General features: G+C 69.6%; 14 protein-coding genes. 6 read left to right on the top strand and 8 right to left on the bottom strand.

What is annotated here, in order from left to right; translation table 11 throughout:
* Window positions 1–56: 56 nt before the first annotated feature.
* Window positions 57–509, top strand: a complete 453-nt coding sequence (locus DB32_RS13935) for a hypothetical protein (protein ID WP_157069029.1) — start codon at window positions 57–59, stop codon at window positions 507–509.
* Here the strand turns inward: DB32_RS13935 and DB32_RS13930 are convergent, their stop codons facing one another.
* A complete protein-coding gene (locus tag DB32_RS13930) occupies window positions 510–2,003 on the bottom strand; it encodes an amino acid permease (RefSeq protein ID WP_053232949.1) in 1,494 nt (497 codons plus the stop codon).
* Between the two features lie 415 nt (window positions 2,004–2,418).
* Here DB32_RS13930 and DB32_RS13925 point away from each other — a divergent pair, with 415 nt between their 5' ends.
* Window positions 2,419–2,880 carry a hypothetical protein gene (locus tag DB32_RS13925; protein WP_053232948.1) on the top strand — a complete coding sequence of 154 codons (462 nt, stop codon included), beginning with the start codon at window positions 2,419–2,421 and terminating at the stop codon, window positions 2,878–2,880.
* 201 nt (window positions 2,881–3,081) lie between these two features.
* On the opposite strand, the gene DB32_RS13920 is transcribed toward DB32_RS13925, so the two are convergent.
* Together DB32_RS13920 and DB32_RS13915 are read right to left on the bottom strand one after the other, a co-directional pair.
* Window positions 3,082–3,822: an amino acid ABC transporter ATP-binding protein gene (locus DB32_RS13920; protein ID WP_053238805.1), complete on the bottom strand. Its 741-nt coding sequence runs from the start codon at window positions 3,820–3,822 to the stop codon at window positions 3,082–3,084.
* Window positions 3,823–3,830: 8 nt separating this feature from the next.
* Window positions 3,831–5,342, bottom strand: coding sequence for an ABC transporter substrate-binding protein/permease (locus tag DB32_RS13915; protein WP_205627053.1), 1,512 nt, complete (start codon window positions 5,340–5,342; stop codon window positions 3,831–3,833).
* A gap of 83 nt (window positions 5,343–5,425) precedes the next feature.
* Between DB32_RS13915 and DB32_RS13910 the strand changes: the two genes are divergently transcribed.
* Together DB32_RS13910 and DB32_RS13905 are read left to right on the top strand one after the other, a co-directional pair.
* Entirely contained in the window at window positions 5,426–6,031 is a 606-nt protein-coding gene (locus DB32_RS13910; protein WP_053232947.1) for a glutathione S-transferase family protein, read from the top strand.
* A gap of 88 nt (window positions 6,032–6,119) precedes the next feature.
* On the top strand, window positions 6,120–7,652 hold the full coding sequence (locus tag DB32_RS13905; protein ID WP_053232946.1) for a long-chain-fatty-acid--CoA ligase: 1,533 nt from the start codon (window positions 6,120–6,122) through the stop codon (window positions 7,650–7,652).
* Between the two features lie 6 nt (window positions 7,653–7,658).
* On the opposite strand, the gene DB32_RS13900 is transcribed toward DB32_RS13905, so the two are convergent.
* A complete protein-coding gene (locus tag DB32_RS13900; RefSeq protein WP_053232945.1) occupies window positions 7,659–8,864 on the bottom strand; it encodes a hypothetical protein in 1,206 nt (401 codons plus the stop codon).
* Window positions 8,865–8,933: 69 nt separating this feature from the next.
* Entirely contained in the window at window positions 8,934–10,046 is a 1,113-nt protein-coding gene (locus DB32_RS13895) for a M20/M25/M40 family metallo-hydrolase (RefSeq protein WP_083457370.1), read from the bottom strand.
* Between DB32_RS13895 and DB32_RS46700 the strand changes: the two genes are divergently transcribed.
* Complete coding sequence (locus DB32_RS46700; RefSeq protein ID WP_053232943.1) at window positions 10,045–10,881, top strand: AraC family transcriptional regulator; 837 nt, start codon at window positions 10,045–10,047, stop codon at window positions 10,879–10,881. The two genes, DB32_RS13895 and DB32_RS46700, sit on opposite strands and share 2 nt — an antisense overlap.
* 65 nt (window positions 10,882–10,946) lie before the next feature.
* Window positions 10,947–11,342: a VOC family protein gene (locus tag DB32_RS13885; RefSeq protein WP_053238803.1), complete on the top strand. Its 396-nt coding sequence runs from the start codon at window positions 10,947–10,949 to the stop codon at window positions 11,340–11,342.
* A 49-nt stretch (window positions 11,343–11,391) separates the two neighbouring features.
* Here the strand turns inward: DB32_RS13885 and DB32_RS13880 are convergent, their stop codons facing one another.
* Genes DB32_RS13880 through DB32_RS13870 form a run of 3 tightly spaced genes read right to left on the bottom strand, consistent with a single transcriptional unit; the run spans window position 11,392 to window position 20,247 of the window.
* Window positions 11,392–11,997, bottom strand: a complete 606-nt coding sequence (locus tag DB32_RS13880; protein WP_157069026.1) for a hypothetical protein — start codon at window positions 11,995–11,997, stop codon at window positions 11,392–11,394.
* Window positions 11,998–12,040: 43 nt separating this feature from the next.
* Window positions 12,041–14,587, bottom strand: a complete 2,547-nt coding sequence (locus tag DB32_RS13875) for a response regulator (RefSeq protein ID WP_053232941.1) — start codon at window positions 14,585–14,587, stop codon at window positions 12,041–12,043.
* Window positions 14,587–20,247, bottom strand: a complete 5,661-nt coding sequence (locus DB32_RS13870) for a HAMP domain-containing protein (RefSeq protein ID WP_275935474.1) — start codon at window positions 20,245–20,247, stop codon at window positions 14,587–14,589. Before DB32_RS13870 ends, DB32_RS13875 begins: the two co-directional genes overlap by 1 nt.
* Window positions 20,248–20,339 lie beyond the last annotated feature (92 nt).

The following is a 20,339-nucleotide window of genomic DNA, read 5'->3' as shown; positions in this document are numbered from 1 at the left end:
GTAGCGGTCGTTCGCACCCGTTGACAGCGATCGATCGCGCGAAGAATCTCGCCCGCATGACCCTGGGGGACGCGCTCGCGGCGCCGGTCGATCCGGCGCGCGAGAGGACTGGGATCCGCATCGAGATCGAAGCGTGGCCGCGCGTGCGGCTCACGTGGCCCGCGGGTGTCCGTCACGACGCGGAGGTCGCGGACGCGCTGCGCGCGCTCGAGGCGATCGCGCAGCGGGGTCGGCCCTTCGTGCTGCTCGTCGACGCGCGCGACGCGCGGCCGCCGACGCGGGTGCAGCTCGGGATGATCCTCGACGCGATGCGCCGCATCGGTCCCGACGCGCGCTGCCTCGCGCACGCGGTGGTGACGCGCTCGATCCCGGTGCGCGCGTTCGTCGACTCGCTGCGCTGGATGCGCCTCACGCCGTCGGCGTGGGCGTACTTCGACGACGAGGCGAGCGCGATCGCGTGGCTCGATCGCGAGCTCCCGCACCGTCGCAGCGATCGTCCGAGCGCGTGATCAGCCGCCGGCTTTCTTGCCGAGCACCGAGTTGCGCCAGCCGTAGGCGAAGTAGAGCGCGAGACCGATCACGAGCCACACCGCGAAGCGCTCCCACGCCGACGCAGGCAGGCCCGCCATCGTCCAGAGGCACGCGACCGCGCCGAGCGGCGCGACCACCCACACGAACGGCACGCGGAACGGGCGCGGTCGGCTCGGGTCGACGACGCGCAGCACCATCACGCCGATGCACACGAGCAGGAACGCGAAGAGCGTTCCGATGTTCGTGAGGTCGTACGTCGCGTCGTCGTCGGCGACGAGCGCGCCCACGCCGACGAGCAGGCCGGTGAGGATCGTGAGCGTCCACGGCGTCTTGTACTTCGGGTGCACGCTGGCCATGCGCTTCGGGAGCAGCCCGTCGCGCGCCATCGCGAGCAGGATGCGCGGCTGGCCGTACTGGAAGACGAGCAGCACCGCGCTCAGCGAGATCACCGCGCCCGCCGCGACGAGCCACTGCACGACCGGAAGGCCCGCGGTCTCGAGCGCGTGCGCGAGCGGATCGGACACGCGCATCGAGTCCCATGGCGCGAGGCCCGTCATCACCGCGCCGACGACCACGTAGATCACGGTGCAGATCGCGAGGCCGGCGAGGATGCCGATCGGCATGTTGCGCTGCGGGTCCTTCGTCTCCTCGGCCGCAGTGGAGATCGCGTCGAAGCCGATGTACGCGAAGAACACGATCGCGGCGCCCTGGTGAATGCCGGTCCAGCCGTTCGGCGCGAAGGGCGTGTAGTGCGCGGGATCGACGTGCATCGCGCCGACGAACACGAACAGCGCGAGCACGACGAGCTTCACGATCACCATGACCGTGTTGGCGCGCGCGCTCTCCTTCACGCCGATCAGCAGCAGCCACGTCACGACGCCGACGATCAGGAACGCGGGGAGGTTGATCAGGATCGGGATGCCCGCGACGTGCGGCGCGGTCTCGAGCAGCGCGCGCACCTCGGGGTGGCTGCTCGCGGCGACGTCGAAGTAACCGTGGATGAGCCAGCCGGGCATGTGGATGCCGAAGCCCGAGAGCATCGAGTCGAGATATCCGGCCCACGCGATCGCGACGGCGACGTTGCCGACCGCGTACTCGAGGATGAGATCCCACCCGATGATCCACGCGACGAGCTCGCCGAGCGTCGCGTAGGCGTACGCGTACGCGCTGCCCGCCTGCGGGATCATCGACGCGAGCTCCGCGTAGCAGAGCGCCGCGAGGCCGCAGACGACGCCGAGCAGGACGAACGACACGACGACCGCGGGGCCCGCGCCGTACCGCACGACCTCGCCGGTCTCGCGCACCTCGCCCGCGACGGCGGTGCCGATCGAGCTGAAGATGCCCGCGCCGATCACCGCGCCGATCGCGAGGAAGATCAGATCGCGCGCGCCGAGCGCGCGATGCAGCGAGTGCGGGGAGTCGCCGGGCTCGAGGTCGGCGATCGGCTTGCGCGAGAGAAGACGCCTGAGCATCGAGCCGCGCAGGATAGCCGAAAGAGTATCCAAGTCGGCTCGCCCACTCCGGGCCCTCCCGTCCGCGTGCTCCGCACGCTCCCCTTGCGGGCCCTGCGCGAGCGAGCACTCCAGCTGCCCCGAGTGCGCTGACGTACGGGTGAGCACGGTCACGCGCGCGAAGGAGGACGTGCGGACCTGCCGTCGCGGGAGGACGCCATGCCCGCCGGACCGCACGACGCGGCGAGCGAGGTCCTCGCGCGCACGCGGCAGCTGACGCGTCGCTACGCGCCGCCCGAGGGCGCGACGGCACGACAGCGCGTCGCTGGACGCGCTCGATCGCGATCTCGTGCGGCACATCTCGCTCGAGGACGACGTGCTCTTCCCGATGCTCGCCGATTGACGCGAGCCGCGAGGTCGTGCGCACTCTCCGCGCATGCGCGCCGTGATCGCGATCTCGATGTTCCTCGTCGCGTGCTCCGCGTCGTCGGGCCCGTGCGAGGGGGATGTGTGCGAGTGCCGTGGCGGCGAGCGCTGCGACTACGCCTGCGGTGTTCCAGGGTGCTCGGGCCTCTGCCAGTCGCTGTCGGACTGCGACGGTCGCTGCGGCGATGCGTGCGATCTGACGTGCGCGGACGTGTCGACGTGCACGCTCACCTGCGACGACGCGTGCGTCGTGACCTGCGAGCGCCTCTCGACGTGCGACGTCGAGTGCGGCGCGGACTGCGACGTCGTGTGCGAGGACGCGAGCACGTGCCGCGTGCGCATGATCTCGGGCGTCGCGCGCTGCGCGCGGGTGAGCGAGTGCGACGTCGCGTGCATCACGCCGGCGGGCGACGTCGACGCGACGGATTGCGGCGGCGGCGTCTTCGGCTGCGGCGAGTGCGCGGTGCCCTGATCGGCGCGCGACCCGCGGACGGGCCAACGTCGCGCCCGCCGCGCCGCGGTGCCCGCTCCGCCGTGCCGCTGCGCCCACTCCGCCGCGCGCGTCGCGCCGCCGCTCAACACCAACCCCGCCGTCGAAGAGCAAGCGGGGCTGGGGCCCCGCGCGCAGCGCGAAGCGGCCGGGGGTCGAGGGGGGGCGGAGCCCCCTGGGAAACTAGTCCTCGAGACCGAGAAATGCGCGGGTGCGCGAATCCTTGGGGCTCGCGAGCACCTCGCCGGGCGCGCCGTCTTCGATGACGTTCCCCTCGTACAGCACGAGCGCGCGATCGCAGAGCTTCTCCGCGAAGCGCATCTCGTGGGTGACGATCACGAGCGTGAGCTTCGCTTCCTCGGTGAGCTGATCGAGGAGCTCGACGAGATCGCCGACACGCTGGGGATCGAGCGCCGACGTCGGCTCGTCCATGAAGAGCACCTTCGGGTCCATCGCGAGCGCGCGTGCGATCGCGCAGCGCTGCTGCTCGCCGCCCGACATGCTGCGCGGCATCGCGCTCTCGCGGTGCGACAGCCCCACCTTCGCGAGCAGCTCGCTCGCGCGCGCCCTCGCTTTCTCGGGCGCATCGCCGCGCACGTGGATCGGCGCCTCGCACACGTTCTCCAGCGCCGTGCGGTGCGGGAACAGGTGCCACTGCTGGAACACCATGCCCGCCTGCGCGTGCAGCACCTTCAGCGGGGCCGCGTTCTTGCGCAGCGTGCCCGGCGCGAGGTGCGCATCGGCGACCCGCACGCTCCCGCCTTCGAACGGCTCGAGCCCGATCATGCAGCGCAGCATCGTCGACTTGCCGCCGCCGCTCGGCCCGACGAGCGCGACCGCCTGCCCCGCCGCGATCTCGAACGAGATCTCGCGCAAGACCGTGCGCTCGCCGTAGCGCTTCACGATCTTCGTCACCTCGATCACGGGCGCGCTCATCGCGACTCCTGCCTCGCGAGCTTCTGCTCGAGGTGCTGCGACAGACGCGAGAGCGGATAGCTCATCGCCATGTAGAACGCGGCGCAGAGGAGCCCGGGCAGGAGCCAGCTGCGCACGTCGATCGCGGTGATCGTCATCCGCTTCGTCAGCTCGACCACCGTGATCACCGACACGAGCGAGCTGTCCTTCAGCAGCGCGATGAAGTCGTTGGTCACGCCGGGGAGCGCGATGCGGAACGCCTGCGGCACCACGACGCGCCGCAATGCGAGCATCGTGCCCATGCCGAGCACCTTCGCGGCCTCCATCTGGCCCGGCGGGATCGCCTGGATGCCGGCGCGATAGATCTCCGCTTCGTACGCCGCGTAGTTGAGCCCGAGGCCGACCACCGCCGCGACCAGCGCGTCCGACTCGATACCCGCGTGCCAGCCGAGCGCCTGGCGCACCGCGGGCATGATCCCGAAGTAGAGCAGGTAGAGCTGCAGCAGCACCGGCGTGCCGCGGAAGAGCTCGACGTAGAACGTCGCGGGCACCGCGAGCGCGCGCGGCCCGTACATGCGCGCGAGCGCGAGCAGCAGCCCGAGCCCGATCGCGAGCACCATCGCGGACGCGCTCACGAGCAGCGTGACGATCGCGCCCTGCAGGAAGAGCCACACGTGGTGCAGCGAGAAGTGCGCGTGGCCGTGCACGCGCAACATCGCGCGCGTGTCGTCGTCGGTCCACGTCGCGAGGCGCGCCTGGCGCTCGTGGTCGATCTCCCAGCGCGAGAGGATGCGGCGCAGCTCGCCGCTCTCGGCGAGGCGCGCGATCGCGCGATCGATCGCGTCGCGCAGATCGCCCTCGCCCTGACGCGCCGCGACCGCGTAGAACCCCTCGCCGCTGTCCTCGACCAGGCGCAGCGAGGGCCGCACGAGCCCGTATCGCGACGCGATGATGTCGTCGAGCAGCACCGCGTCGAGGCGCCCGCCCTCGAGATCCGCGTAGGGCTCTTCCACGCCCTCGTACGCGACGACCTCGACGCCCGCCGCGTTGAGCATGTCCCACGAGAACGAGTTCGCGAGCGTGCCCACGCGACGTCCGCGCAAGGACTCGAGGCTCGTCACGCTCGTGTCCTCGGCGCGCGCGACGAGCTGCGCCGCGAACACGAAGTACGGGCGCGTGAAGAGCACGCTGTCGGCGCGCGCGGGCGTGACCTCGAGCCCGTTCATCGCGACGTCGAACGAGCCGCGCTCGAGCGAGGGCACGAGGTTCGACCAGTCGTTCTGGACGAACTGCGCGCGCACGCCCATCTCGCGCGCGATCGCGTCCGCGAGCTCGACCTCGAACCCGATCAGCGTGCCCGGGCGCGCGGGATCCTCGAACACGTAGGGCTCGCCGCCCTGCACGTCGCCGCCCCAGCGCAGCACGCCGGTGCGCCGCACGCGCTCGAGCCCCGACTCGCTCGGCTCGTCGCACGACGCGAGCAGCGCCGCGATCAGCGCCAGCCCGAGGAACGCCGGAGATCGCCGCATCGTGGCGCGAGAGGTATCGCAGTCCTCCGGCGCTGGGAAGAGGCCAGGGGCGGCTATAGGACGGGCCCAGGAGGCGACGAACGATGATCACCGTCCACGGCAACCCGCACAGCACCTGCACGCGCAAGGTCCTCACGACGCTCGAGGAGAAGGGCGCGAAGTACGATCTGCGCGTCGTCGATCTCGCGACGAAGCAGCAGAAGTCGAGCGAGCACCTCGCGCGTCAGCCGTTCGGCGTCGTGCCGGTGCTCGATCACGACGGCTTCGAGCTGTACGAGTCGCGCGCGATCGTGCGCTACCTCGACCGCGCGCTCCCCGGCGTGTCGCTCACGCCGAGCGACGTGCGCGACTACGCGCGGATGGAGCAGTTCATCTCGATCGAGCAGTCGTACTTCAGCGGCCCGACGATCCAGCTGCTCTACCAGGCGCGCGGAGGTCAGCCCGACGCGAAGATCGTCGACGAGAACCGCGCGAAGCTCGCGCACACCGCGGACGTCCTCGAGCGCCGGCTCGGCGAAGCGAAGTACGTCGGCGGCGCGTCGTTCTCGCTCGGCGACATCTCGTTCATGCCGTACTTCGCGCTGCTCGAGCGTCTCGGGCACGGCGACATCGCGTCGTCGCGCAAGAACGTGTCGCGCTGGTGGACGGACGTGTCGGCGCGCGAGAGCTGGAAGAAGGTGAGCGGCTGATCGCGCAGCGTCTTCGGGTCTCCCATCGCGACAGCGCGCGGTGTTACCATCGCGCGCTCTTCACCCGAACGAAACAGGGGGATTCTCGATGACGCTGAACATCGCCACGCTGCTTCGCGAGAGCGCCAAGCGGTACGAGGCCAAGCCCGCGATGGTGCTGGGCGACGTCACCCTTCCGTACGCGATGCTGCACGGGATGGTGCAGCGCTTCGCGGGCGGCCTCGCGAAGCTCGGCGTGCACCGCGGGCAGCACGTCGCGCTGATGCTGCCGAACGTGCCGCACTTCACGATCGCGTACTACGGCGGTCACTACGCGGGCACGCCGATCGTGCCGCTCAACGTGCTGCTGACCGCCGACGAGATCGCGTACCACCTCGACGACTCGGACGCGGTCGCGCTCGTCGTGTGGGAGGGCTTCCTGCCGCAGGCGCAGGCCGCGTTCGCGCGCACCGACGCGTGCAAGCACCTCATCGTGTGCAAGGCGGATCGCACCGACCTCTCGGCGCCCGAGGGCGCGGTCAACTTCACGGCGCTCGTCACCGGAAGCGATCCCGTCACCGACGTCGCGGCGACGATGCCCGACGACACCGCGGTCATCCTCTACACGTCGGGCACGACCGGCCGTCCGAAGGGCGCGGAGCTCACGCACTTCAACCTGTTCTTCAACGCGCACTTCGTCCGTACGCAGCTCTTGCCGATCACGCACGAGACGATCGCGCTCGGCGTGCTGCCGCTCTTCCACTCGTTCGGGCAGACGTGCATCCAGAACGCGACGCTCGCCGCGGGCGGCACCGTCGTGCTGATGCCGCGCTTCGATCCCGACGGCGCGATGCAGATCATGCAGAAGCACCGCGTGAACCTCTTCGCCGGCGTGCCGACGATGTTCTTCGCGCTGCTGCACCACCCCGAGTCGGCGAAGTACGACCTCGCGTCGCTGCGCCACTGCATCTCGGGCGGATCGGCGATGCCGGTCGAGGTGATGAAGGCGTTCGATCAGAAGTACGGCGTGAACACGCTCGAGGGCTACGGCCTCAGCGAGACGTCGCCGGTCGCGTCGTTCAACACGCTCGACAAGCCGAAGAAGGCGGGCTCGATCGGCGTGCCGATCTGGGGCTGCGAGTTCCGCCTCGAGGACGATCAGGGCAACGTCGTGACCGAGAACGACAAGCCCGGCGAGATCTGCATCAAGGGCCACAACGTCATGAAGGGGTACTGGAAGCGCCCCGAGGCGACGGCCGAGGCGATCAAGGACGGCTGGTTCCACTCGGGCGACGTCGCGACGCGCGACGCGGACGGCTACTACTTCATCGTCGATCGCAAGAAGGACATGATCATCCGCGGCGGGTTCAACGTGTACCCGCGCGAGATCGAAGAGGTCCTGTACGCGCACCCCGCGGTCGCCGAGGCCGCGGTGATCGGCATCCCGCACGCGAGCCACGGCGAAGAAGTGAAGGCCGTGATCGCGAAGAAGCCGGGCCACGAAGCGGTCGGCGCCGAGGACATCATCGCGTACTGCAAGGAGCGGCTCGCGGCGTACAAGTACCCGCGCGTCGTCGAGTTCCGCGACGCGCTGCCGAAGGGCCCGACGGGCAAGATCCTGAAGCGCGAGCTCCGCGCCTGAGGGAGCTCAGGGACACGCGCCGTCGTCGGGGGGCGGCGGCGCGTACGGCAGCGTGACGTTCGCCGTGATGATCCAATCGGACGGCGCGGGCGGCAGCCCGAACGGCGTGTCGCTGTAGAAGACGTCGTCCGCGATCGTCAGGCTGCGCGTCGTGGTCGGGCTCACGATCGCGATGCCGTTCGTGCCGGTGTAGTGGAGCGTGCTCCGGACGATCCACGCGTGATCGATCGCGTCGCCGGGCTCGTTGCCGAGCATGAAGCCGGTGCCGACGAGCGTGCTGTCGCCGAGGTACGCGAGCGACGAGACGCCGTGCACCCGCCAGTTGTGCTTGCCGGGGTTGGTCAGCGTCGAGCGCGCGACGACCGCGCGCTCGACCTCGTGGAAGCGCACGGTCGCCTCGGGGCCGGCCGAGCGCAGCACGCTGTGCGCGACGATCACGTCCTCGCTGTGCAGCGGCGCGATGAGCCCGGTGAAGAGCGCGTAGCGCGCCGCGATCACGTCGGCGCCGACGATCGCGATGCGGCGGCCGTGCAGGAAGAACGCGGTGTCGCTCGAGCGCACGTCCACGCACTCGATCGTCACGTCGCTGACCATCAGATGCTCCTGCGGCGCGCGCGACGGTGCGTTGAAGTCGATCGGCAGCGCGATCTGGATCGTGTCGAACGTCCCTCCGGCGATGCGGATCCGCTGCTGGCTCCACGCGATCGTGAGCGCCTCGATCGAGGCGTCGGCGTCGAGGAGCACCTCCACGTCGGAGCCTCGGACCGTGTAGAAGCCGGCGTGGTCGCCGTGCACGCGGACGGTCACGTTCGAGAAGCCGTCGAGCGCGGCGCGCAGCTCCGAGTCGGTGTCGACGTCGATCACGGTCGTCGTGATCGGGAGCGCCGGCCACGCGAGCGTCGCGAGCTCGGTCGGGAGCGCACCGAGATCGCGCGTCGCGCACGCGCAGGTCGGCTGACCCGCGTCGGGCTCGCTCGTCCCTGCGTCGACGCCCGCGTCGAGCGCTGCATCGAGACCGGCGTCTGCGCTCGCGTCCTCGCCCGCATCGACGTCGCCGGATGGACCGGCGTCGGTGTCCTCGCACGACTCGGGCGCGGACGACGTGACGAGACCGGCGCCGAGATCCGCGCAGCCAGCGCTGACGAGAGCGACGAGGACCGCGAGCGTGCGACGCACGACGCGGACCGACGCGAACGATCGAGGGCTCGACATGCGGCGCCATGTCGGCGCGTGTCGGTGCCGCTCAACGCTCCACGACGTGTCGACGCCGAGCGCGCGCGCTCAGGGCGCGTCGAGCGCCGTCGCCGCGGCGGCGACCACCGAGCGCACCACACGAGACGCGAACTCGAAGTCGAGCTGCGACGTGACGTCGGGGCCCGCCGCGCAGTGGTAGCGGTCGTATCGGAAGTTCGCGGTGTCGGTCACCATCAGCGCGGGATACTCGCGCTGCCAGAACGCCGCGTGATCGGAGCGACGCAGGTCGGCAGCCGCGGGCGAAGCGAGCAACGAAGCCGGCACGTCGAGGCGGATGAACGGCAGACCGATGCGGTCCGCGTGCGCCTCGAGCGCGTCGATCGCGGATCGCGATCCCGGATCGCCCACCACCGCGATGAAGTCGCCGCGCGACTCGCGCTCCTCCACCTCGCGCGCTGCCTCGCGGAACACGACGTCGACGCCGACCGGGAGGCTCTGCGAGCCCGGCGTGTCGTCGGTGTACCCGATCATCTCGAGCACGAAGGCGACGTCGATCACCTCGTCCGCCTCGCGCGCGCGCGTCGCGTGCGCGATCGAGCCGATCAGACCGCGCTCCTCCTCGTCCCAGCACGCGACGACCAGCGTGCGAGCGTGATCGCTCTGCGCGAGCACACGCGCGACCTCGAGCGCGCCCGCGACGCCGCTCGCGTTGTCGTCCGCGCCCTCGCAGCCCGCGACGTGATCGTAGTGCGCGCCGACGATCACGCGGCGCTCGGGCGTCGTCGTGCCGAGGCGCGTGCCGATCACGTTGATGCCGGTGCCGTAGTCGTGTCGCTCCACGTCGAAGCCGAGCGCCTCGAGCCGCGACGCGCAGAGGTCCTGCACCGACTGCCAGTGCGCCGACTCCGGCTCGCGCGGCTGCGCGATCCTCTCGACGTCGGCCTCGTAGCGCGCGCGCTCGACGCAGCTGGCGAGCGCGAGCGGCGAGCCCGTGCCGCACTCGGGCAGCGGCCCCGCGTCGGTGCCGCCGTCACGGCCGGCGTCGAGCCCTGCGTCGTGTCCCGCGTCGACGGCGACGTCGTCGTCGGATCCACACGCCACCACGAAGAGCATCAGCAACGAACGAGCGATCACGCGCATCCGCGAAGAGGACCACGAGCGTCGACGTCCGTCGAGCATGCTAGACGTGGCGAGGCGCATGGCCCGACACGCGTCCACCGAGATCGACTACCGCGCACGCATCGCGCGCGCGCAGCGCGCGATCGAAGCGCGCCTCGACGCGCCCCCCGTCCCCGCCGAGCTCGCCGAGCTCGCGGGGTTCTCGCTGCATCACTTCCATCGCGTGTTCCGCGGTGTGGTCGGTGAGTCGGTCGAAGAGCACGCGCGCCGCCTTCGTCTCGAGCGCGCTGCGCGACGCCTCCGCGCGTCCGAGCTGCCCGTCGTGCAGATCGCGCTCGAGGCGGGCTACGGATCCCACGAGGCGTTCACGCGCGCGTTCCGCGATCTGTTCGGGATGCCGCCCTCGCGCTATCGCGGTGAGTCGTCGCTGCGCGCGGTGGGATCGATCCAGGAGCGCGCCGTCGAGCTCCGGGACATCGCGCCGTTCGACGTGGTGGTTCGGCGTCACGTCGGCTCGTGCAGCATGCTCGACGAAGCGTTCGGGCACGTCTTCGCGTGGGCCGGGGCGCGCGGCGTGGTGCCCGGCGCGGCGCGCGTCGTCGGCCTCTATCACGACGATCCCGAGGTCACCGCGCGCGATCGCCTGCGCAGCGACGTGGGCATCGAGACCTCGCTCGCGCCCGGCCCCGCGAGCGGCCTCGAGCGACGCACGATCCCCGGCGGACGCTACGCCGTCGCGCTGCACGTCGGGCCGTACCACACGATCGGCTCGACGTACCTCGCGCTCCTCGGGCGCTGGGCGCCGACGACCCGCGCCGAGCTCGCGCCCGAGCCGGTGATCGAGCACTACCTCACGCCGCAGGACACACCGCCCGACCAGCATCGCACCGAGGTCTGGATCCGCCTCCGGTCGTGATGCGCACGGACGGTCAAGCGTCGCGCGCGTCGCGGTGCTCTCCTCGGGCGCAGGAGGACCCGACGATGATCGATCACCTGAGCACCTACGCGACCGACTACGCCGCCACGAAGCGCTTCTACGACGCGGTGATGCCCGCGCTCGGCCATCGGTGCGTCATGGAGCTCACCGCGAGCTGGAACCCGGAGTGGCCCGAGCAGCGCATGTGCGCGTACGGACCGGGCGAGAAGCCGATCTACTGGGTCATCGAAGCGCGCGGGTCGTCCACCCCGCGGCACGTCGCGTTCGTCGCGGGCACGCGCGCCGCGGTCGACGCGTTCCATCGCATCGGGCTCGAGGCGGGCGCGAAGGATCACGGCGCGCCGGGGATCCGCGCGCACTACCACCCGACGTACTACGGCGCGTTCCTGCTCGATCCCGACGGCAACAACGTCGAAGCCGTCTGTCACGCGCCCGGCTGAGCACGTGACGCCGAGGAGCGCATCCTGCGCTCCTCGGCCGATCGTCACGTCACGACGTCGCGCGCTGCGCGACGTCGCGCTGCACGTGCAGCACGCGATTGCGCATCGCCTGCACCTGATCGCGCAGAGCGCTCGCCTCGCGCACCAGATCGGGCCAGTTGCCCTCGCGCGCGAGCCCCGCGATCGCCTCGGCCTCGGTGATCACCGAGTCCATGCGCCCGCGCACCTCGTTGAGGGCCGGCAGGAGCTCGTCCGCGGTCGCGCCCTGCGCCTGCCGCTCCGCGACCTGCGCCACCGGCCCGTGCACCTCGCGCGCGGCCGCGCCGAGCTTCGTGAACCGATCGAGCAGCGTCTGCAGCTCCGCCGCGCGCACCTGCATGCGCTTCGCCGCGCCGAGCACGTGCTCCATGCTCGTCTGCTGCGTGTCGCGCGCGCCGTTCATCGCGGCGAGCAGACCGCCCAGCAGACCACCGAGGCGCTGCTCCGACTCCGACGCATCGGCGAGCAGCTTCTTGCTGCGCGCCAGCGTCTTCTCGGAGCTCACCTCGGTGCGCTGCAGCTCCGACGCGAGCCGCTCGTAGCGCTCGAGCTCGCGCTCGAACTCCAGCGCCGCCGCGGCCAGCGCGCCTTCCGCCTTCTTCGCTCCCGTGCTCATCGACACGCTCCCTCGCCCGAGATCCTAGACCCGAAGGAGCTTGTTACGCGCTGCCGAACGAGCGACCGCCGAGGTTCGCCACGAGCGAGACGAGCTTCGAGAGGTCCACCGGCTTCTCGACGTGCCGCTGGAAGCCCGCGGAGAAGGCGCGCTCGACGTCCTCGCTGCGTGCGTACGCCGTGAGCGCGACCGCGGGCGTGCGCCCGCCGCGGGACGCCGGGAGCTTCCGGATCGCGCGGATCAGCGAGTACCCGTCGCGATCCGGCATGCCGATGTCGCTCACCAGGACGTCGGGGCACGCTGCCTCGAACAGCGAGAGCGCCTCGCCCGCGCTCGACGCGCTGCGCACCTTCGCGCCGCGCGCGCCGAGCACCTCGGCGACGAGCGTGCGTGCGTCCTCCTCGTCGTCGACCACGAGGATGTCGAGGCCATCGAGCCGCACGTCCGGCGTGCCGTGCAGCACGACCGGCTCGCGATCGAGCCCGGTCACGCCGTGCTGCAGCGTCGGGCGCGATCCGATCGGGAGCTCCACGAGGAACGTCGCGCCGCGCCCGAGCCCTTCGCTCAGCGCGCGCACCGTGCCGCCGTGCGCAGCCGCGAGCTGCTTCACGATCGCGAGGCCGAGGCCGAGGCCGCCGTGGCGGCGCGTCGTCGATCCGTCCGCCTGGCGGAAGGGATCGAACACGCGCGGCAGGAACGCGGGATCGATGCCCTGGCCGCTGTCGATCACCTCGATGCACGCGATCTCGCCCTGGCGCTTCGCACGCAGCGCGACGCGTCCGCCGCGCGGCGTGAACTTGATCGCGTTGGCGAGCAGGTTCCACACGATCTGCTGGAGCCGCTCGGGATCCGCGACGAGCGTGACGTCCTGCGCGACGTCGATCTCGAGCGCGATCTCCTTCGTCTCCGCGCCGGGCCGCACCGACTCGACCGCCGCGGAGAGCGGATCGGCGAGCTGCAGCGCGCGCGGCTCGAGGCGCAGCTGGCCGCTGATGATGCGCGAGACGTCGAGGACGTCCTCGATGATCCGCGCCTGCGACCGCGCGTTGCGCTCGATGATCGTGAGCGCGCGATCGAGCTCCGCCGGCGCCTGCGCGCGCGCGATCGCGGTCCACCCGATGATCGCGTTGAGCGGCGTGCGCAGCTCGTGCGAGACCGTCGCGAGGAACTCGTCCTTCGCGCGGTTCGCGACCTCCGCCTCCTGGCGCGCGGCGCGCTCGCTCTCGAGGAGACGCGCGCGCTCGGCCTGATGGTTCTCGAGGTCCTGCCTCGCGCGCACTTGCGCGGTCACGTCGACCGCGAACACGAGCAGCTCGTCCGCCGCGCCGATCGGCGTGCGGAGGCGCTGCGCCGTCACGTCGAGATAGCGCGTGTCGGGCGGCTCGCCGGGACGCCAGTCGACGACCAGCGGCAGCTCGCGCGAGCTCACCATCTCGCCCGAGCGGTACACGTGATCGAGCACCGCGAGCGCGGCGCCCGTCATGCCGAGCGTCGCGAGGCGCACCCCCGTACGGCCCGCGTCGTTGAAGAACTCCTTGAACGCCGGGTTCGCGAACTCGGAGCAGTGATCGGGCCCGCGCGTGATCGCGATCAGCGCCGGCGACGCCTCGAGCACGTCGCGCAGGCGCGTGCGCTCCTCGTACTTCGCGACCGCCCACGACGCGCGCTCCGCGACCGCGAGGAAGAGCCGCTTGTCGCGCTGCGCGAACGCGCCGGTGTGGCTCGACGCGAGGAACGCGACGCCGAGCACCTCGCCGTCGTTCGTCAGCGGCACGCCGAAGATCGCGCGCGTGTCGCCGCCGCGGACCCACGGGCTCACGACGATCGGCGAGCTCGCCGCTTCGCCGATCTCCCACGGCTGTCCGGTCGCGGCGATGCGACCCGCGAAGCCCTCGCCGATCTTCTCCGACGCCCGCGCGAGATCGTGCTGCGCGATGCGCCCGACCGCCGCGCGGAGGCGCAGCTCGTCGCGCTGTCGCAGCAGGATCGCCGCGGAGTCGACCTCGTCGGTCGCGCCCGCGAAGATGTCGAGCAGCTCGTGCAGGAACGCGTCGAGGTCCTGTCGCTCGAGCACCGCGGTCGCGATGCGCTCGAACGCGACGAGCCGACGCACCGCCTCGTCGCGCTCCTCGGTGCGGAGCGCGAGCTGCGCGCGACGCACCTCTTCGCGCTGGCGGAAGAGATCGACGAACGCCTTCACACGCGCGCGCAGGATGTCGGCGTCGAAGGGCTTCGTCATGTAGTCGGCGGCGCCCTTCGCGTAGCCACGCCGCGCGTAGAGCTCGTCGCGATGGATCGCCGTCAGGAAGATGATCGGGACCTCGCGGCCGTGATCGAGCTTGCGGATGTGCTCGGCGACCTCGAAGCCGTCCATCTCCGGCATCTGCGCGTCGAGCAGCACGACCGCGAAGGGCTCGTGCGTCACGCGCTCGAGCGCCTCCCGCCCGTTGCGCGCCTCGACGAGGCGCACTCCGAGCGGGCTCAGCACCGCCGAGAGCGCGATCAGGTTCGCGGGGGTGTCGTCGACCAGCAGCACGCTGGGACGGATCGCGGCGAGCGGATCGCCGTTGCTCACGCGGATGTCGGGCATCACGACGGCACGCTCGCTGCGCTACGGCGCTTCGGGAGCCAACGGTGCACGACCGCCAGCAGGTTGTCGGGGTCGACCGGCTTCGTCACGTAATCAGTGGCTCCCGCTTCGATCGCCTTCTCGCGATCACCCTTCATCGCCTTCGCGGTCAGCGAGACGATCGGTAGCGTCTGGAACTGCAGGATGTCTCGGATGGCCCGCGTCGCGGAGAGGCCGTCCATCTCGGGCATCATCGTGTCCATCAGCACGAGATCGACGTCGGGATGCGTCTGCAGCATCTCGAGCGCGATCCGACCGTTCTCGGCGTGCAGGACGTGGATGTTCCGCGCCTCGAGGATCGTCCGCAGCGCGAACAGGTTCCGCACGTCGTCGTCGACGAGCAGGACCTTCGTCCCCGCGAAGCTCGCGTCCTCGGGCAGCATCATCACGGTGCCGTCGACCACGCTCGGGCCGTCTTCGAGCGCGCGGACCGACTCCGCGCCGGCGTAGCTCGCCGGGATGTAGAGCGTGAACGTGCTGCCGTGATCGATCTCGCTCTTCACCTCGATGGTGCCTCCGAGGAGACGTGCGATCTCGCGGCTGATGGTGAGGCCGAGGCCCGTGCCGCCGTACTTGCGGCTCGTCGTTCCGTCGGCCTGCTGGAACGCCTCGAAGATCAGCTTCTGCTTGTCGTGCGCGATGCCGATGCCGGTATCCGTCACCGCGAAGCTGACCACGTTCTCGCCGCGATCCTTCGGCGCGCGGCCGATGGTGAGCGTGACGCCGCCCTGCGCGGTGAACTTGAACGCGTTCGACAGCAGGTTCTTGAGGATCTGCTGGAGACGCGAGATGTCGGTGTAGAGCTCGGGCGGCACGCCCTGCTCCATCCGGATGTCGAACGAGAGCGACTTCTGCTGCGCGACGTGCCGGAACGTCTGCTCGAGGTAGTCGCGCACCTCGTCGGTCGGCGCGATGCGCGGATCGATCGGCATCTTGCCCGCCTCGACCTTCGACAGATCGAGGATCTCGTTGATCAGCGAGAGCAGATCGTTGCCCGACGTGTAGACCGTCTGCGCGAACTTCACCTGCTCGGGCGTCAGGTTCCCCTGCACGTTGTCGGCGAGCATCTTCGACAGGATCAGCAGGCTGTTCAGCGGCGTCCGCAGCTCGTGCGACATGTTCGCGAGGAACTCGGACTTGTACTTCGAGATCAGCTGGAGCTGCTCCGCCTTCTCTTCCAGCGAGCGGCTCGCGAGCTCGACCTCGTTGTTCTTCACCTCGAGCAGCTTCGCCTTGTCGTTCAGCTCGGCCGCCTGCGCCTCGAGCTCCGCGTTGGACTTCTTGAGCTGCTGGAGCAGCTCTTCCGTCCGCATGCTCGACGAGATCATGTTCAGGATGACGCCGATGGAGTCCATCAGCTGATCGAGGAACGTGAGGTGGTTCGCGCTGAACGTCTTGAACGACGCCAGCTCGATGACCGCCTTCGTCTCGCCCTCGAAGAGCACCGGCAGCACGACGACGCTGCGCGGCGGCGCCTCGCCCATCCCGGTCGCGATGTAGATGAAGCCCTCGGGCACGTCACCGAGCAGCACGCGCTTCTTCTCGAACGCACACTGACCGATCAGGCTCTCGCGCAGCTTGTACTTGTTCGCGAGGCTCTTACGCCCGCCGAACCCGTAGCTCGCGATGAGGTGCAGCAGCGGCTCGCGCGGCTCCTCTTCCTCCATGAGGTAGAAGGCGCCGTGCTGCGCATCCACGAGCGGCGTCAGCTCGCTCATGATCAGCTGCGCGACCGAGACGATGTTGCGCTGGCCCTGCATCATGCCGGAGAAGCGGGCCAGGTTCGTCTTCAGCCAGTCCTGCTCCTGGTTCTTGTCGGTCGTGTCCTTCAGGTTCCCGATCATCTGGTTGATCGTGTCCTTCAGGGCAGCGAGCTCTCCCTGCGCCTCGACCGTGATCGAGCGCGAGAGATCGCCCTTCGCGACTGCGGTGCTGACTTCGGCGATCGCGCGGACCTGCGAGGTCAGATTGCCGGCGAGCTGATTGACGTTGTCCGTCAGATCGCGCCACGTGCCGGCGGCGCCGGGCACCTTCGCCTGACCGCCCAGCTTTCCTTCGATGCCGACCTCGCGCGCGACCGTCGTCACCTGGTCGGCGAAGATGCGCAGCGTGTCGGTCATGTTGTTGATGGTCTCGGCGAGCGCGGCGACTTCGCCCTTCGCTTCGAGCACGAACTTCTGGCTCAGATCGCCGTTCGCGACCGCGGTCACGACCTTCACGATGCCGCGCACCTGCTTCGTCAGGTTGGCGGCCATGTGATTGACGTTGTCGGTCAGATCCTTCCAGACGCCGCTGACGCCGCGCACCTCGGCCTGACCGCCGAGCTTGCCCTCGGTGCCGACTTCCTTCGCGACGCGGGTCACTTCCGCAGCGAAGGAGTTCAGCTGGTCGACCATCTTGTTGATGACGTCCTTGATCTGAAGAATCTCGCCCTTCACGTCGACGGTGATCTTCTGAGTCAGGTCGCCATTCGCGATCGCCGTCGCGACCTTCGACACGTCGCGCAGCTGGACCGTCAGGTTCGACGCCATCGCGTTGACGTTGTCGGTCAGGTCCTTCCAGGTGCCGTAGACGCCCTTCACGTCCGCCTGGCCACCCAGCTTGCCCTCGGTGCCGACCTCCTTCGCGACGCGGGTCACTTCCGCAGCGAAGGAGTTCAGCTGGTCGACCATCTTGTTGATGACGTCCTTGATCTGAAGAATCTCGCCCTTCACGTCGACGGTGATCTTCTGAGTCAGGTCGCCATTCGCGATCGCCGTCGCGACCTTCGACACGTCGCGCAGCTGGACCGTCAGGTTCGACGCCATCGCGTTGACGTTGTCGGTCAGGTCCTTCCAGGTGCCGTAGACGCCCTTGACGTCCGCCTGACCGCCGAGCTTGCCCTCGGTGCCGACCTCCTTCGCGACGCGAGTGACCTCGGCCGAGAACGAGTTCAGGGTGTCGACCATCGTGTTGATGGTGTTCTTGAGCTCGAGGATCTCGCCCTTCGCGTCGACCGTGATCTTCTGCGAGAGATCGCCCTTCGCGACCGCGGTCGTGACCTTCGCGATGTTGCGCACCTGAGTCGTCAGGTTCGCCGCGAGGACGTTGACGTTGTCCGTCAGGTCCTTCCACGTGCCACTGACGCCCTTCACGTCCGCCTGACCGCCGAGCTTGCCCTCGGTGCCGACTTCCTTCGCGACGCGCGTGACCTCCGCGGAGAACGAGCGGAGCGTGTCGACCATCACGTTGATGGTGTTCTTCAGCTCGAGGATCTCGCCGCGCGCATCGACGGTGATCTTCTGCGAGAGATCGCCGTTCGCGACTGCGGTCGTGACGTTCGCGATGTTACGGACCTGAGTGGTCAGGTTCGCCGCGAGGACGTTGACGTTGTCCGTCAGGTCCTTCCACGTGCCGCGCACGCCGCGCACCTCGGCCTGACCGCCGAGCTTGCCCTCGGTGCCGACCTCCTTCGCGACGCGAGTCACCTCGGCAGCGAAGGAGTTCAGCTGGTCGACCATCTTGTTGATGACGTCCTTGATCTGGAGAATCTCGCCCTTCACATCGACGGTGACCTTCTGGGTCAGATCGCCGTTCGCGATCGCCGTCGCGACGCGCGACACGTCGCGCAGCTGGACGGTCAGATTCGACGCGAGACCGTTGACGTTGTCGGTCAGGTCCTTCCAGGTGCCACTGACACCCTTCACGTTCGCCTGACCGCCGAGCTTGCCCTCGGTGCCGACTTCCTTCGCGACGCGCGTGACCTCGGCGGCGAACGACGAGAGCTGATCGACCATCACGTTGATGGTGTTCTTCAGCTCGAGGATCTCGCCCTTCGCGTCGACGGTGATCTTCTGAGTCAGATCGCCATTCGCGACGGCCGTCGTCACCTTCGCGATGTTGCGGACCTGGGCAGTCAGGTTCGCCGCGAGGCCATTGACGTTGTCGGTCAGGTCCTTCCAGGTGCCGCTGACGCCGCGCACCTCGGCCTGACCACCGAGCTTTCCTTCGTCGCCGACTTCCTTCGCGACGCGGGTCACTTCCGCAGCGAAGGAGTTCAGCTGATCGACCATCCGATTGATGACGTCCTTGATCTGCAGAATCTCACCCTTCACGTCGACGGTGATCTTCTGAGTCAGGTCGCCATTCGCGATCGCAGTCGCGACCTTGCTGACGTCGCGCAGCTGCACGGTCAGGTTGGACGCCATCGCGTTGACGTTGTCGGTGAGGTCCTTCCAGGTGCCGTAGACGCCCTTGACGTCCGCCTGGCCACCCAGCTTGCCCTCGGAGCCGACCTCCTTCGCGACGCGCGTGACCTCGGCCGAGAACGAGCGGAGCGTGTCGACCATCGTGTTGATGGTGTTCTTCAGCTCGTAGATCTCGCCGCGCGCGTCGACGGTGATCTTCTGCGAGAGATCCCCGTTCGCGACTGCGGTCGTGACCTTCGCGATCGAGCGCACCTGCGCGGTCAGGTTCGCGGCGAGGCCGTTGACGTTGTCGGTCAGATCCTTCCAGGTGCCGCTGACGCCCTTGACCTCGGCCTGACCGCCCAGCTTGCCCTCGGTACCGACTTCCTTCGCGACGCGCGACACCTCGGAGGCGAACGACGAGAGCTGATCGACCATCACGTTGATGGTGTTCTTCAGCTCGAGGATCTCGCCCTTCGCGTCGACGGTGATCTTCTGCGAGAGGTCGCCCTTCGCGACGGCCGTCGTGACCTTCGCGATGTTTCGGACCTGCGCGGTCAGGTTCGCGGCGAGGCCGTTGACGTTGTCGGTCAGGTCCTTCCAGGTGCCGCTGACGCCCTTGACGTCCGCCTGACCGCCCAGCTTGCCTTCGTTGCCGACTTCCTTCGCGACGCGCGTGACCTCGGCGGCGAAGGAGTTCAGCTGATCGACCATGCTGTTGACGGTCGTGCCGATGCGGAGGAACTCACCGCGCACCGGACGGCCGTCGATCTCGAGGACCATCTTCTGCGAGAGGTCTCCGCGCGCGACCGCCGTGATGACGCGCGCGACCTCGTTCGTCGGCGCGACGAGATCGCCGATCAGCTGGTTGACCGACGTCATGCCGGCCGCCCACGAGCCCTTCGCCGGTCCGACCGACGCGCGCTCGTGCATCTTGCCTTCCTGACCGACGACGCGGCTGATGCGCACCAGCTCCGTCGTCATGTGCTCGTTCAGGCCGATGATGTCGTTGAGCAGCTCGCCGGCGCGTCCGAGGATGCCGGTCTTCTCGTACTCGAAGCGGACGGTGAAGTCGCCCTGCTTGAGCGCCTTGAGGACGTCGACGAGGTGATCGACCTCGGCGCGGCTCAGCGCCGACAGGCGATCCCACTCCGTCACCGGCACCGCGCTGCCGACGGCGTTGTACATCGTGTCGGCGCCCGGGAGCTCGTAGCGGCCCTGTCGCGAGCGCGATGCGGCCGTCTTCGCCGACGTCGGAGCACGTGCCGGCAGATCGCGCGACGCCGCCGCGGCGCGGCCCTTGCCATCGTCACGCCCGTTCGCGGCCGCGCGCGCGGCCGTGTGGCCGTTGATGCTGCCGTTGGCCTCGTGCGCGGCGGTACGGCTCTTCACCGCCTTCGCGGGCTTGCGCTTGGTGCGCTTCTCGCTCCCGTCGGCGCTCTCGCGGCTCCCCATCGACTCCCTCCGAGTGGCGCCCGGGGGCAGCGGAGATCCAGCCTCCGTCCTGCTCTCACGGGCTCCGAGGCGAGGGACCTAGCTCCCGCATC

Source organism: Sandaracinus amylolyticus (assembly GCF_000737325.1).
Lineage (GTDB): Bacteria > Myxococcota_A > Polyangia > Polyangiales > Sandaracinaceae > Sandaracinus > Sandaracinus amylolyticus.
Note: the sequence above shows the minus strand (reverse complement) of the source record. Positions and strands in the feature narration are given on the sequence as shown.

What these genes read in the sequence shown, in the direction of transcription:
- DB32_RS46700 (WP_053232943.1), top strand. Translation starts at nt 10,045, where the DNA reads ATGGCCCGACACGCGTCCACCGAGATCGACTACCGCGCACGCATCGCG.
- DB32_RS13900 (WP_053232945.1), bottom strand. Translation starts at nt 8,864, where the DNA reads ATGTCGAGCCCTCGATCGTTCGCGTCGGTCCGCGTCGTGCGTCGCACG.
- DB32_RS13905 (WP_053232946.1), top strand. Translation starts at nt 6,120, where the DNA reads ATGACGCTGAACATCGCCACGCTGCTTCGCGAGAGCGCCAAGCGGTAC.
- DB32_RS13875 (WP_053232941.1), bottom strand. Translation starts at nt 14,587, where the DNA reads ATGCCCGACATCCGCGTGAGCAACGGCGATCCGCTCGCCGCGATCCGT.
- DB32_RS13935 (WP_157069029.1), top strand. Translation starts at nt 57, where the DNA reads ATGACCCTGGGGGACGCGCTCGCGGCGCCGGTCGATCCGGCGCGCGAG.
- DB32_RS13915 (WP_205627053.1), bottom strand. Translation starts at nt 5,342, where the DNA reads ATGCGGCGATCTCCGGCGTTCCTCGGGCTGGCGCTGATCGCGGCGCTG.
- DB32_RS13925 (WP_053232948.1), top strand. Translation starts at nt 2,419, where the DNA reads ATGCGCGCCGTGATCGCGATCTCGATGTTCCTCGTCGCGTGCTCCGCG.
- DB32_RS13885 (WP_053238803.1), top strand. Translation starts at nt 10,947, where the DNA reads ATGATCGATCACCTGAGCACCTACGCGACCGACTACGCCGCCACGAAG.
- DB32_RS13880 (WP_157069026.1), bottom strand. Translation starts at nt 11,997, where the DNA reads ATGAGCACGGGAGCGAAGAAGGCGGAAGGCGCGCTGGCCGCGGCGGCG.
- DB32_RS13930 (WP_053232949.1), bottom strand. Translation starts at nt 2,003, where the DNA reads ATGCTCAGGCGTCTTCTCTCGCGCAAGCCGATCGCCGACCTCGAGCCC.
- DB32_RS13910 (WP_053232947.1), top strand. Translation starts at nt 5,426, where the DNA reads ATGATCACCGTCCACGGCAACCCGCACAGCACCTGCACGCGCAAGGTC.
- DB32_RS13870 (WP_275935474.1), bottom strand. Translation starts at nt 20,247, where the DNA reads ATGGGGAGCCGCGAGAGCGCCGACGGGAGCGAGAAGCGCACCAAGCGC.
- DB32_RS13895 (WP_083457370.1), bottom strand. Translation starts at nt 10,046, where the DNA reads ATGCGCCTCGCCACGTCTAGCATGCTCGACGGACGTCGACGCTCGTGG.